11 protein-coding genes are annotated in these 14297 nt (G+C 44.2%); 4 read left to right on the top strand and 7 right to left on the bottom strand.

Going from position 1 to position 14297, the window contains the following annotated elements:
* Window positions 1-150 precede the first annotated feature (150 nt).
* The gene (locus tag GJU82_RS06310; RefSeq protein ID WP_153631370.1) at window positions 151-2022 is read left to right on the top strand and encodes an ABC-F family ATP-binding cassette domain-containing protein; all 1872 of its coding nucleotides are present in this window, start codon (window positions 151-153) and stop codon (window positions 2020-2022) included.
* Window positions 2023-2390: 368 nt separating this feature from the next.
* On the opposite strand, the gene GJU82_RS06315 is transcribed toward GJU82_RS06310, so the two are convergent.
* From GJU82_RS06315 to GJU82_RS06325, 3 genes are all read right to left on the bottom strand, one after another.
* A complete protein-coding gene (locus GJU82_RS06315; RefSeq protein ID WP_153631371.1) occupies window positions 2391-2690 on the bottom strand; it encodes a hypothetical protein in 300 nt (99 codons plus the stop codon).
* A 394-nt stretch (window positions 2691-3084) separates the two neighbouring features.
* Window positions 3085-3330 carry an SHOCT domain-containing protein gene (locus GJU82_RS06320; protein ID WP_153631372.1) on the bottom strand — a complete coding sequence of 82 codons (246 nt, stop codon included), beginning with the start codon at window positions 3328-3330 and terminating at the stop codon, window positions 3085-3087.
* A 41-nt stretch (window positions 3331-3371) separates the two neighbouring features.
* Window positions 3372-3554: a hypothetical protein gene (locus GJU82_RS06325; protein WP_153631373.1), complete on the bottom strand. Its 183-nt coding sequence runs from the start codon at window positions 3552-3554 to the stop codon at window positions 3372-3374.
* A gap of 367 nt (window positions 3555-3921) precedes the next feature.
* Between GJU82_RS06325 and GJU82_RS06330 the strand changes: the two genes are divergently transcribed.
* Window positions 3922-4866, top strand: a complete 945-nt coding sequence (locus tag GJU82_RS06330; RefSeq protein WP_153631374.1) for a mechanosensitive ion channel family protein — start codon at window positions 3922-3924, stop codon at window positions 4864-4866.
* Between the two features lie 193 nt (window positions 4867-5059).
* On the opposite strand, the gene GJU82_RS06335 is transcribed toward GJU82_RS06330, so the two are convergent.
* Genes GJU82_RS06335 through GJU82_RS06345 form a run of 3 tightly spaced genes read right to left on the bottom strand, consistent with a single transcriptional unit; the run spans window position 5060 to window position 8392 of the window.
* A complete protein-coding gene (locus tag GJU82_RS06335; protein WP_153631375.1) occupies window positions 5060-5947 on the bottom strand; it encodes a carbon-nitrogen hydrolase in 888 nt (295 codons plus the stop codon).
* 22 nt (window positions 5948-5969) lie between these two features.
* Window positions 5970-7004: an agmatine deiminase family protein gene (locus GJU82_RS06340; protein WP_153631376.1), complete on the bottom strand. Its 1035-nt coding sequence runs from the start codon at window positions 7002-7004 to the stop codon at window positions 5970-5972.
* 23 nt (window positions 7005-7027) lie between these two features.
* Window positions 7028-8392 carry a serine hydrolase gene (locus tag GJU82_RS06345; RefSeq protein ID WP_153631377.1) on the bottom strand — a complete coding sequence of 455 codons (1365 nt, stop codon included), beginning with the start codon at window positions 8390-8392 and terminating at the stop codon, window positions 7028-7030.
* Window positions 8393-8539: 147 nt separating this feature from the next.
* Here GJU82_RS06345 and GJU82_RS06350 point away from each other — a divergent pair, with 147 nt between their 5' ends.
* Window positions 8540-9766 (top strand): hypothetical protein, encoded by a 1227-nt coding sequence (locus tag GJU82_RS06350; RefSeq protein WP_228488591.1) that lies wholly within the window; start codon window positions 8540-8542, stop codon window positions 9764-9766.
* A 135-nt stretch (window positions 9767-9901) separates the two neighbouring features.
* A complete protein-coding gene (locus tag GJU82_RS06355; RefSeq protein WP_153631378.1) occupies window positions 9902-12373 on the top strand; it encodes an ATP-binding protein in 2472 nt (823 codons plus the stop codon).
* Here GJU82_RS06355 and GJU82_RS06360 read toward each other — a convergent pair.
* The gene (locus GJU82_RS06360; protein WP_153631379.1) at window positions 12370-13722 is read right to left on the bottom strand and encodes a sigma-54 dependent transcriptional regulator; all 1353 of its coding nucleotides are present in this window, start codon (window positions 13720-13722) and stop codon (window positions 12370-12372) included. The genes GJU82_RS06355 and GJU82_RS06360 overlap by 4 nt on opposite strands.
* Window positions 13723-14297 lie beyond the last annotated feature (575 nt).

The following is a 14297-nucleotide window of genomic DNA, read 5'->3' on the forward strand; positions in this document are numbered from 1 at the left end:
AATTTTTTCGCTGATGTAAATCACCAATCCAACTCAAAACAACCGGATTTTGTTCAGTCGTTCCCGATTTTTCCATCAATGTTATAACAGGCGACATTTGTAGTTTTTCATGTAATTCCTGCTAATTTTGAGGGCTAAAATAAGGATTGCATGAAGCCATATCTCCAGGTTGAAAATCTGACAAAATACTGGGGCGAACTTCCCCTCTTCGAAAATATCAACTTCACCATTTCGGAAGGTCAAAAAGTTGCCTTGATTGCCAAAAACGGCACGGGCAAATCGACGTTGATGGATCTGATTTACAATATCAACCCGCCCAGCGAAGGCAGCATTAGCATTGCCAGTGACATCCGTGTGGGATACCTGCGGCAAATGCCCGATTTGGACCCAAACGATACGGTGATGCAGGCGGCTTTTAAATCATCGGACGAATTGTTGGAAACTATCCGGTTGTATGAGGTCGCTGTGGAAAATCAGGATCATGATTTGCTGGCCGAAGCGATGGAAAAGATGAACCGGTTAAATGCCTGGGATTTCGAGGTGCGTATCAAACAGGTTTTGACCCGGCTGAAGATTACCAACTTCAATCAACGCATCAGCGAGCTATCCGGCGGCCAGCAAAAGCGCGTCGCACTGGCCAACGTTCTGATTACCGAACCCGACTTCCTCATTCTGGACGAGCCGACCAACCACCTCGATTTGGACATGATTGAATGGCTGGAAAAATACCTTGCCAAAGCTAAATCGACCCTGTTTATGGTGACCCACGACCGCTATTTTCTCGACCGTGTATGCGACGAGATCCTGGAGCTGGATGACCAAACGATTTACCGTTACCGGGGAAATTACTCCTATTACGTCACCAAACGGGAAGAACGAATTCAACAGCAAACCGCTGAAGTAGAGAAAGCCAAAAATCTGTATCGCACCGAACTGGAATGGCTTCGGCGAATGCCACAGGCCCGTGGGCATAAAGCTAAATACCGGGTGGAGAATGCATACAAACTTCAGGAAAAAGCCGCCCAGGGACGTTCGGACGAAGCGGTGGAACTGAATGTGCAAGGCGCCCGGTTGGGAAAGAAAATCCTGGAAGTGGAACACCTCTCCAAAAGCTTTGGTGACATCCGAATTTTGGAGGATTTCTCATATAAATTCAGTCGTTACGAAAAAGTGGGTATCGTGGGAGAAAACGGAACCGGGAAAAGCACCTTCCTGAACCTGGTTACCGGCGCTATTCCCGCTGACAGCGGAACGATTGACGTAGGTGAAACCATTAAATTTGGCTACTACCGGCAGGATGGTATGCAGTTCAAACCGGAAGAGCGGGTGCTGGACGTTGTGAAAGAAATTGCCGAAGTAATCGATCTGGGGAACGGGCAGGTAATGACTGCCGCACAATTTCTGAACATGTTCCTCTTTCCGCCGGAAGTGCAATATTCGTATGTAGAAAAACTGTCGGGCGGAGAACGAAGACGGTTGTATCTCTGTACGGTTTTGATTCGGAACCCCAACTTCCTTATTCTCGATGAGCCGACCAACGACCTCGACATCATGACGCTGAACGTCCTGGAGGATTACCTGAAAAGCTTCAGTGGATGCGTGATTATTGTATCGCACGACCGTTTCTTCATGGATAAAATTGTGGATCACCTGTTTGTGTTCCGGGGCGAAGGACAAGTCAAAGATTTCCCTGGAAATTACAGCGACTACCGCGACTGGAAAGAGGGACAGGAAAAGCTGGAACGCAAGCAGGAAAAACAGGGGAAAGCGAAAAAAACAGAACTGGTTAAACCGGGAAAACCCAAACCGCGCAAACTCACCTACAAAGAGAAAATTGAACTGGAACAGCTGGAAACAGAAATTGCCGAATTGGAAAAAGAAAAAGCATCCATCGAAGAGGCGATGAATGCTGGCCACTTATCGCCGGAAGAATTGGTCGAACAATCCAACCTTCACGGTAAAGTACAAGACTTACTCGACGAAAAAGAGATGCGCTGGCTGGAACTCAGCGAACTGGCTTAATGCTCAAACGGAAAATGAATCCTTAACTTTTATATCCACGTTGTATTTTTCTCAAGTTCTGGAGCCAAGCTTGTTAAGTTCAATGTTGGCAGGTGAATTGGAGACATCCCCGATAAAGTTGTCAATGACGCTATATAAGCCCTAACGTAAGGAAATAATTATAATTACCGTCAGTTTTCCGCTCGATCAATGACCGAACTATGTTGTATTTAATAAATTGAAATGCTGATTGGACTGTTTCGGACATACTATCAGGCGGCTAATGCATAATTATTCTCATCAAAAATATATTCCTTATTCTCAATCCCTCTGAACATATTGAACTCAAATATATCATTTCCATAAACCGAAACTGCAAACTCAATTTCCTAAATTGACAAATTAAATTCGGTTCCGGTATGTTCAATAACAAAATCAGGTTCATCAACCTGAATCAATGACTCCTCATTCACAAAAACAAGGCTTTCAGGAAAGAAAAGATTGTCAAATTCAAAGGTCATATCACCCTCTGCATCTTTGTATTCTTGATTTGAAACATATTGCTCTATTGGAGTAACCTGAACAATATGCAAATTCTCGATTTTGTCATATTCGTAAGAAAATGAAATCTGAGGAAATTTATTTACTATTCCTCTCAAATGCTCTTTAATGTACTCTTGGCTTTTCATACGTGACAGTTCTTTTTAAGCATTCCAACAATCTCTTCTGATAAACGATAAGCTCGTTCACTTTGTTCAGATGTGACATTTATATTAATATAGTCAGATTGATTTCGGAACGCTTTTAACTCTTTGATATTTCGGGTAAATGATAAGTACTCATTCTTCGATAAATCTCTTAACTTTCCACTGAATCTATTAATTACATACTCATGAGAGCCGATACCCTTTGCCCCTTTACTTCGCTTAAGATCGTTTAGTTCACTCTCCTGCTCCTCATAGTCAATTCCAAAAAATGAATTTAAAGTATGCTTTGTAATCTGGAATGAGCTATAGTAGGAACAATGAACACTTGGAGCGTGTAAGCCCTCTTTAATAAGAAATTCAGCAGCAAAATGCTTAACTAATCACTCTCCAGCGTTTTCTTCCTTTCCAGGTATTCTTCACGTGAAATCTCGCCACGGGCATAACGCTCTTTGAGGATTGTCATGGCCGAATCGTGACCGGTATCGCGAGGCGGTTGCGAAACAGGTCCCCGTCCCCGTGTTAAACGCACGATAAACAAAACGACCAGAATAATAAATGCAAACCAAATGAGCCATCCAAAGGGCCAACCCCAGCCCCATCCAAACTGAAAGCAATCGTTCATAACCATATTATTTTAATTTCAATAAGTAAATTTAGCGTTTTTTACCCCGCTTTCAAGAACCTTCTTGTTCTCGCTTTTTGCGCCATGGCCAAAACTGTAAAGCTTATTTTATTGTACAGGGGCGTCATTTCCCGGCCTTTGCTAAAATGGGCAACATTCATCAGCCAATAGCCAAGGCCAATGGTCCCTTTATCGCCATCTTCCACATAGTCCGGCCCATCCATCGTCCTGGCATATCTCTTTTAGATATCAGGGCCATCGAACAGGATGTAGTCCCCATGGCAGATTTTGCTTTTGTTTACACAATAAAAATAACCTTTTTAAACCAGCTTTCCTCATGTATAAAACATGTTTAAACCCCGATATGACTGGATTGCAGAACTTGATCAATCCAATTTTCGGGAGATGGCCAATTGATACAAAGAATTATTCGTTTTCGTTTCTTCGTTAAAAACAAATGAAAGATTGTAATGGTCGCATAAAGCAAAAATAATAAACCCATTAGCCAATTAGCTGTTTTTCTCAGAAAGAAATCACGCAATTCGCTGTTTTTAATTCTTTACATTTCAGTAAACCATAAAAATTAAACTTATGCAGGAAATATTCAGCAGTGGCTTTTGGTCGAAAGCCTACACCACATTTGCGAACTGGTCAATCAGTAATGTCCCTTCCATTCTTCTCATCATCATTTTGTTCGTGGTAACTCTCAGGTTACTTCACTTTCTGGTGAACAAGATGCATGCACTCATCCTCAGGAGAGCAACCCGGGGAAACGATCAAACCAATCTGGAAATGGAAAAGCGGACCAATACTCTGATGGGAATTGTCAGGGGCGCCGGTAAAATCATTATCTGGATTATTTTTCTGATGATACTGCTGCGCAAGTTCGGTGTCGATATCGGCCCCATCATGGCCAGTGCCGGAATTGTCGGACTGGCTGTAGGTTTTGGCGCCCAGGAGTTAGTACGGGACTTCATTTCCGGTTTTTTCATTTTATTGGAAGACCAAATCCGCATCGGTGATGTAGCCATCATAAATGGAACCGGAGGGTCGGTGGAGAAGATTGAACTTCGAACCATCACGCTACGCGATTTTTCAGGCGTTGTGCACATTTTCCAGAATGGCAAAATCAACTCCCTTTCCAACATGACCAAAGAGTGGTCAGCCATGGTTTTCGATATTGGCGTTGCCTACAAAGAAGATGTGGACCAGGTGATGAATATCATGAAAGAAGTTGGCGCCGATATGCAGCAAGATGATGATTTTAAGGACAAGATTCTGGAACCTGTCGAAGTGGTTGGGCTCGATCAGTTTGGTGACAGCGCTTTGGTTGTTAAAGCCCGGTTGAAGACGCAACCCGTTCAACAATGGTCGGTTGGCCGGGAATACCGGCGCCGGCTAAAAATTGCTTTTGACAAGGCCAACATTGAGATCCCGTTCCCGCATACCACCATCTATTGGGGCGAGAAAATCAATCCGTTGCAATTACAAGTCAATCCGGCCGAAAAGCGCTTAGCCGAGGATCCCAAAAATTGATTTTCGATCCGTCAGATAACGAGTGTAAAAAACGATGCTTACAAAATTAAATTTCATGCTTATGATTTCCCAATTTCATGCTTACGAAAAAAAATTTCATAGGCATGAAATTTTAAAATCATGCCTATGAAATTTGTTAACGCCAAACATCCTTTTTTTAAAGGGCTTTCGGGGATAAAGGGCGTGTTTGTTTTTAGTCACGAAAACGTTTCAGCAAATCGCCGTAAGCATCGATGCGGCGATCGCGTAAAAACGGCCACCAGCGACGAACATTTTCCGAACGTTCCAGATCAATATCGACCAACAGGTTGGCTTCCGAATCGTTAGGAGCAGTTGCCAGTAGTTCTCCCTGTGGCCCGGCCACGAAACTATTTCCCCAGAACTGGATACCGTTGGTTTGTCCGGAATGATCGGGCTCATGCCCCACCCGGTTGACGGAAATAACCGGAAGACCGTTTGCTACAGCATGTCCGCGCTGCGAAATCATCCAGGCATCGAGCTGCCGTTGTTGTTCATCTTTCGGGTCGGAAGATTCCCAACCAATGGCCGTTGGGTAAATCAGCACTTCGGCGCCAGCCAAAGCCATCAAACGGGCTGCTTCGGGGTACCATTGGTCCCAGCAGACCAAAACGCCCAACCGGCCTACCGAGGTATTAATTGGTTCGAACCCCGTATCGCCCGGCGTGAAATAGAACTTTTCGTAATAAGCCGGATCATCGGGGATATGCATTTTACGGTATTTCCCGGCAATCGAACCATCTTTCTCGAAAACCACCGCCGTGTTATGATACAAACCAGGCGCCCGCTTCTCAAACAACGATGTGACAAGTACAATACCATGTTCGCGGGCAACCTGGCTGTAATATTCCGTAGACGGGCCTGGAACCGGTTCCGCCAAATCAAACTGACAAACCTCTTCCGTCTGGCAGAAATAGAGGCTGTTGTGCAACTCCTGCAACACGACCAATTCCGCACCACCATTCGCACAAATGGCAATGTTCCCGGTCACTTTATCAATGTTACCCTGAATGTTTTCTGAATTTGACTGCTGAATCAGTCCGGCTTTTATTGTTTTGCCCATAATTCTCTTGATTTTTCAATTTCTACAACACGCCTTTGGGAAACTGCATGGTGACGCAATGCAACGAGCCGTGCTGTTTGATAAGGGGCAAACAGTTGATGCCAACGACTTCCCTGTCGGGGAAAGCTTCCTGAAGCACTTTCCCGGCTTCTTCATCCTTCTCTGTTCCATAAAACGGCAGGAGAACGGCATTGTTCAGAATGAGGAAATTGGCATACGTAGCCGGTAACCTGTCTCCGTCATCGTATACAGCATCAGCCATTGGTAAGGCCAGCAAACGATAAGGTTTTCCCTCCAACGTTGTGAAAGACTTTAATTCATCTTCCATTCGTTGTAAAGCTTCAAAATTCTCATCTTCCGGGTCCGAACAGTTGACGTAGGCAATGGTTTCCGCATCGCAAAACCGGGCCAGCGTATCGACATGACTATCGGTATCGTCCCCTGCAAGGCGACCATTGTGCAGCCACAAAATCCGCTTCAAACCAAAAACATCCGTCAGCAGATGCTCAATTTCTTCCCTGTTCATGTGCTCATTCCGGTTGAGCGATAACATGCATTCCGTGGTGGTGAGTATTGTACCCTCGCCATCCGATTCAATAGCGCCACCTTCGAGCACAAACTGCAGAAAGTTAGCGTATCCGGCATTTGCCGAAAAAGCCTCTTTGTTGAAAAGGCGGCGGGTAATCTGATTATCGTGATTTGAAGGGAACTTCTGGCCCCAGCCATTAAACCGAAAGTCGAACAAAATCGGGGCGCCATTGCGGAACACCGTAATCGGGCCGTGATCGCGTGCCCAGGTATCGTTGGATCGAACTTCGTACAAATGCACATTCTCCAGGTTGGTTCCAGCCAGTTTCTTCTTCAATCCGGCTGCATCCGGACAGACAATCAGTAATTGTTCGCGCATTGCAATTTCTCTCGCTATCGCGATGAAAGTCTGCTCCACTTCGTCAAGCATTTCCGCCCAGTCCGTCCCGGCGTGAGGCCAGGTCAGCATCACGCCGCTTTGCGGATACCACTCGGCCGGAAGAAAGGTGTTTGCACTTACTTTTGTCATGGCGCAAATGTAGAATTTTTCTGTTATTGCTTATCAGCCGGAAAGGCAGCTAATACTTCTTTAAGAAAACCATCCTGATTGAAATGTTCCTGGGAAAATCCCAACCGGACCACCACCAATTTCTTTGAGGGAATGATAAACACCCGCTGTCCGCGATGTCCATCGCAATAGAACATATCTTCCGGCGCATCGGGTATCGATTTATCGCGGTTCAGCCAGAACTGCGCACCATAATTGCCTTTTGATGCAGGAGCGGGAGTCCGGGTATATTTCACCCAATCGGGAGAAACAATGGTATCGCCCTGCCAGATTCCGTTGTCCAGGAACAAAAGTCCGAACCTCGCCCAGTCACGAGCCGTGGCATAACCGTACGATGAGCCAACAAAGTTTCCGGCGGCATCGGTCTCCATCAGCATGCTGCGCATCCCGATTTTATTGAATATTTCCTTCCGGGGAAAATCGAGGTAGTCACTATCATTACCGATGATGTGCCGAATCATTCCGGAAAGAACATTCGTTGTACCCGAAGAGTAATACCACTGAGTTCCGGGCTTCACGCCGTAAGGCGCGTTCGCAGCTGCTTTGTAAACATCAGCCTTGCGGTACAGCATCACGGTTACATCGGATACATTACCGTAATCCTCGTTCCATTTCAACCCGCTACTCATGTGCATCAGGTTATTAATGGTAATACTCTTTCGCTGATCATTTTGCCATTCAGGTATCGGCGCCGGTTCGTTGACATTCAGTTTTCCTTCCCGTTTTAAAACACCCAACATGGCATTAATGATGCTTTTGTCCATCGACCATCCCCACAGCCGGGTTTCCGGTGTAATACCTCTTTGCACCCAATACTCCTCGCCTACCAACTGATTTTTATACACAACAACAACAGCGGCAGTCCTTTTCAGATCTTCGTCTGCATGGTCGAAGGCACCATCCATGGCTTTCTTCAACTTTGTATAATTAATCTCGGGAAATATTGTATCCTTTAATTGGTCACCGGTAGGCCAGGCCACCTCAAACGGGTCGGCAGGTTGCGGCGCTAATTGTTTATGCGATTCAGAGCGAACTTCTTTCTCCGGCATATCACCAACCAGCGTGCAGCCAAGCCCTTCACGGTAAACGGCCGTTTGATGGGCCACTCCCAAAAAAGAAGTTGTTACGGTTTTCTTCTGATAATCAATCTTGCTATGGGTATATTTTACAATGGAATAATCCAGATCCTGAGCAATTACCTGATTGGCATTCCGGTGAGCGACAAAAACTCCGGATGCCAAACATTTGGCACCATAGCCGGTAGCAATATAAAATCGGGGATATTGCCATGCAACCAATGCAACAACGATAAGAACCAATGAGAGAGGGATAATCCTTTTCAGCTTCATTTGATGGAATTTTATGTTTCAAACCAAAGATAATGATAAATCTGTGACCATTAAATGTTGCTTAATTCCGTTAAATACACCCGTTATCCATGATAGCAATTTTTTGTTACTTTTGAACATTTAACCGCCAGGCAAACCACCGATTCCATGAAGAACACACAGGCCTATCGTTTGATTGAAGTCATTGATGAGCAAACCCATAACGAGTTTTTCGATCTACCGGTACAACTTTACCGCAACGATAAGAACTGGTCACAACCGCTTGATAATGATATTCTTGCCATTCTCGATCCGGAACGCAACAAACTTTTAGCAGAAGGTGAAAGCCAGTGCTGGATTTTAAAAGACGAATCCGAAAGTACTGTTGGACGAATCGCCGCATTCTATGAAAAAGAATCAGCCGTTACGAACGAGCAGCCAACCGGAGGGGTAGGTTTTTTCGAATGCATCAATGATAAAGATGCTGCTTTCATGTTGTTCGATGCCGGAAAAGAGTGGTTGAAAGAGCGGGGTATGGAAGCCATGGACGGACCGGTAAGTTTAGGTATGCGGGATTCATTCTGGGGCTGTTTGGTTGATGGATTTCACGAGCCGGTGTATAACATGCCCTATAATTTCCCTTACTACCGTGAATTATTTGAGGCCTATGGCTTTCGTGATTACTTCAGACAACACACTTACCAGCGAAAATTTGAACCCGGAGGACTACATCCGGCCATCAGAAGGCGTGCCGATTACCTGCTCAGCCAACCCGAATATCATGTAAAAATGATAGAAAAGGGCAACAAGCAATTTGCCTACGATTTCAAGGAGGTTTATAATAAAGCGTGGGCTGAATTTAACGGGATTAAAGGACTGAGCGAGCAAGAAGCGATGGAATTGCTGAAAACCATGGAACCCATTATGGACGAACGCCTGGTTTACTTTGCCTACCACAAGGACCAACCCATTGGCTTTTTCGTGATGATGCCGGATCTTGGGCAAATTTCCCGCCGTTTCAGGGGCAAATGGAATTGGCTGACCCGGTTGAGATTCTTCTATCACCTGAAAATATCCCAATCTGTCGATCGTGTCATTGGACGAATATTCGGCGTGATACCGGAATTTCAGGGGAAAGGTGTGGAAGGTGCCATGGTGATGGCCTTCGAGAAAGAAGCGATGAAACCATCATTCCCCTACAAAACGCTCGAATTAAACTGGATTGGCGACTTTAATCCGGTAATGATGAAAGTGGCCGAATTTATCGGCGGCAAAATCTACAAAACGCATATCACCTACCGTTATCTCTTCGACCGGAATAAGGAATTTAAGCGGGCTCCGAAAGTCAACATGTCGAAGAAAAAGCCGGCCAGTACTCCTTCAGTCAAATTTTAAAGGCTTGAGTGTAGCCACAACAGAATCATTCGCATTAAAAACGAAAGTAAGGGTTATACCTCATTTTTTATTCTACTTTCTTTCAGTTGGTGTAGATAATTGGCATATTGCATTTTGTAATATAACGATTTGTGCATGAAGAAGAACGCCCCGGAAAAATGGATAAAAGCCAAGTTGACGGCAGGCTTCCTGATTGTGTTTGTCATTGCCCTTCTATTCTTCGGGATTAGTTACGTGAGTGTGGTTCGGGTTATTAAAAACCAATCGTACAACGATAACTTCCCCAAAAAGATGGTCCTCCTCAACAGGGCGCTTTCACAGATGATTGAAGCAGAAGGATATGGCCGGATTTATGGTATTACTGAAGATCCGAAATTTAAGGAACTGTATCACAACAAACGAGACTCTATAGAGATATTGGTCAATAATCTGCACCAATATTTTTCCGACACGCTGGCTTTAAACCAAATCGACACCATCCAGAGCTTGTTCAGCGAAAAAGAACAATTGATGGAAAGCCTCATACAAATCAACATCATCAATAAATACCGGAAACAGTACGGTGAATTGATTAGCATTATCCCCGATAGCCTGGAATTTGAAATTACCTACACCAAATACACGTCGACTTTTACTGATTCCATTGAAAAAAAGGGTACTCCATTAAAACGTAATACCCTGCAAAAGCTTTCTGATTTCCTTACCGGGAAAAAGCAAGAACCGACAAATTACAAGGTTCCCGTGATTGAACAACGGATCGATTCCTCAAAAGTAAGTCATATCCGGAAGGATTCAACCTTAATTCAGGTTAAACGTGAACTATCACAGTTTCAGGCACAACAGGCCAGGTTTGCCCGGGCCCTCAGCACGCAGGAACAACAACTGGTTAAGTTGGATAACCAGATTATGAATAAGATTCGGGAAGTTGTTCAATCACTTGAAGATGAAGCTTTCCGAATGTCTGCAGTGAAGAGCCGGGAAATGGAATCGATGCGTGGAAAGACGTTCAATCAACTAATTTACCTGGGAATTTCAGCGTTGATCATCTTTGCATTATTCATTCTTTGGGTTAACCGTGACATCCTACGTAGCCGCCGCCTGAATGACCAGCTACGCTCATCCAAGGATAAGGTGGACGAACTACTAAAAGTGAAGGAAAAATTCCTGGCCAACATGAGCCACGAAATCCGTACGCCATTAACATCAGTCATCGGTTTTGCCGAATTACTTTCGGAAGGATTGGCCGATAAACCTCAAGCCGACATGGCTAAAACGCTGCTAAGCTCAGCGCGTCATCTTCACCGAATGGTCAACGAGATTCTTGATTTTTCAAGGATTGAAGCAAACATGGTCAACCTGAGTGAAGATGAAATTAAGGCTGATGAGTTGATGAAAGAGGTCTTTGAAGAGATGAAACTGGCCGCTCAAAACAAAAAAATTGGCTTCAGCTTTGAAGTCGAAGAGGGGCTTATTGATTTCAGCGCCGACCGGATGCGGTTAAAGCAGGTGCTTATTAACCTGGTTGGAAACGCAATTAAATTCACACAGGAAGGGTACGTCAAGTTCTCAGTAAAACGGGAAGATCACAAACTTGCTTTCGCGGTAACCGATACAGGTATCGGCATTCCGGAAGATCAGAAGGAGAAAATTTTTGAAGAATTTTCACAAGTAGACAATTCGAAAACGAAACAGACCGGAGGTACTGGCCTTGGCCTTTCCATCAGCAAAAGATTGATTAAACTGATGGAAGGCGCAATATGGCTGGAAAGCGAAGAAGGAAGCGGAAGTACATTCCACTTTACCATTCCGATGAAAGAGGCGACCGGAAATCAACTAAGTAATGAAATAATTGCACCTGATTTTCTTACCGGGAAAAAAATACTTTGTATCGATGACGATCCATTGGTACACCAGTTGCTGGAAGCACTCATTCATGATATGAACGGCGAAAAGATTTCAGCTTATACACCCGTCGAAGCGCTGAATTACCTCAAAAAAGACACTTTCGACCTGATTATTTCCGACGTGCAGATGCCCAACACTGATGGGATTTCATTGGCCAAAACCATCAGGGAGAAATTTAGTTCCTACACGCCGGTATTAATTTTGACCGCAAACCTGAGTGAAAGCAGGTTAGAAGAGATTTCGCTTATTGAAAATGTGTGGGCGATGCCCAAACCATTTACCCGAAAATCGCTTGCGGAGAAATTTCATGCCATCCTTAACGGGAAAGATATCGAGGACTTCCAGCGAAAAGAAAGAACGCAGGCAAGTTTCAGCCTGGACGAGATTAAAACTTTTTCGGGCGAAGATGATGAATTACTCCGCACCGTTACCGAAACCTTCATCCTGAATGCTGATGAGAGTATTTCGTTGCTAAAAATGATGGAGAAGGACAATGACATTCCCGGAATCAGGAAAACCGCTCATAAAATGCTGACTGGCTTCCGTCAATTTGCTATTTCGGATGGCGTAGTAATTCTGAAACAACTGGAATCCGCAGATGATAATCCATCCACACGGGATATAATCCGGGCCTCCATTATTGCATTAAGCCAGTTATGGAATGATGTCAGAGCACTTATTATTGAAGACGTAATATCTTAAAGTTCAATATTATACAAATGTAATTTATTGTACAGTGTCTTTCTGTCAATCCCAAGTAATTTGGCTGTCTTCGTCTTGTTATAGCGGGTTTTTTCAAGCGCCTGTAAAATGGCTTCCCTCTCAGAAAGACTTTTGACTTCTTTTAAGTCATTGGCCGATTGTTGATCGCCCTGATGATTGTTGCTTTCTGAATTATTCCTGTAGATTTCTTCCGGCAGTACCTCCCGGTGAATTTCATCTGATTTACTAAGCAAAACAGCGCGGCGAATAATGTTCCGCATCTCCCTGAGATTACCGGGCCATTCATACCTCATAAATATGCGCTGTACTTCTTCGTCAAATCCCAAAATGAGTTTATCAAATTCAGCGACCGCATCTTCCAGAAAAAACTCAGCAAACATCATCAGGTCGGCTTCGCGCTCACGCAAAGGAGCAAGCACCATATTGAATTCGTTCAAACGGTGGTACAAGTCTTCCCTGAACCGTCCCTCGTCGACAGCCCTTTTCAAATTTTCATTCGTTGCAGCAATAATTCGTGCCTTGATAGGAAATTCGTTATTCCCTCCTACTTTCCGTCCCATTCGTTCATGAATGGCCCGTAAAAGCTTTATTTGCACATCATAGGAAAGGTTGCCAATTTCATCCAGGAAAATGGTCCCCTCGCCTACAGCTTCAAAATGACCTGTCTTATCATTCACTGCCCCGGTGAACGAGCCTTTTACGTGACCAAACAATTCGCTGGCAGCAATATCGGGATGCAGGGCGCCACAGTCAACCGCAACAAACGGTTCCTTTTTACGCTTACTCAGCTCATGAATCCGACGGGCTACGTACTCTTTCCCGGTGCCGCTGTCTCCGATAATTAAAACAGAAATATCGGTTGGGGCAACTATGCGAATATGTTCTTCTATTTTCCGGGCTTCCGCACTGGTTCCCACCAAAAATTTCCGGCGGTTCCGCGGTCCCTTTTTTTTCTTTTCCGAAGTTTCCCGCTTTTTCAACCCCTCTTTGATAACATGAAACAGTTCATCGGAATTGACAGGCTTGGTAACATATTCAAATGCCCCTAATTTGACAGCTTCGACAGCTACACGAATATCGGAATAGGCAGTAATCAGAATAACAACAGTGGCAGGCGCCAACTTCTTACTCTCCTTTAACACATCAATACCGGTACCATCAGGCAAACGGTAATCAGTTAAAACTAAATCATAGGTATTCTTTGCCAATGACTGACTGGCCTTTTGATAATCATGAGCAGTATCGGCTTCAAAGCCTTTTCGTTTTAAAAACCCCTGCAATAGCATGCAGAAGGAGGTATCATCATCAACAATCAGTAATCGGGGCATGTCCATTAATTATCAGGCAAAGATTATCGGTAAATAAATCGGTTCGCGAATAAAGATAAGATTTTTAGGTTGAAACCCTTTTATTCAACGCATAAAAGGTAAATGATATTATACAGTAAAAAATAAAAAAGCGGATTGTTCAAACAACCCGCTTTTATGTAAAAAACTTTAAATCGGTAGGATTCCCAACCTACCTTAGTGAATTCTCTCAAAACCTAATTTATAAGAACGCCTGACATTACTCTATTAAAACGATGGGAGCAGAATCAGCAGCCATCCCCCTTTTTTATGGCTGCCTTCATCTTTTCCCGGTCTTTCATGAGTAGTCAATAAACATTTTGTGCCGTCTGTACCAGGTCAACCCCCCGGGTAATATCCCACCATTACACCGAAAGGTTTGGTTCCTGTCATTTCCGGCACATCTTGCGATAATAAACCTAAACCTAAATTCTGAATGTGTCGTCGATAGGCCGCCCCATTGTGGCCAACCGTGCCAGGAAAACCACACGAGAGCAGCCTTGACTAAACAATACAAGTATGAACGGTATTTAGAAATCAACGATTTAAAGTTTATT

The organism is Prolixibacter sp. SD074 (genome assembly GCF_009617895.1).
Classification (GTDB): domain Bacteria; phylum Bacteroidota; class Bacteroidia; order Bacteroidales; family Prolixibacteraceae; genus Prolixibacter.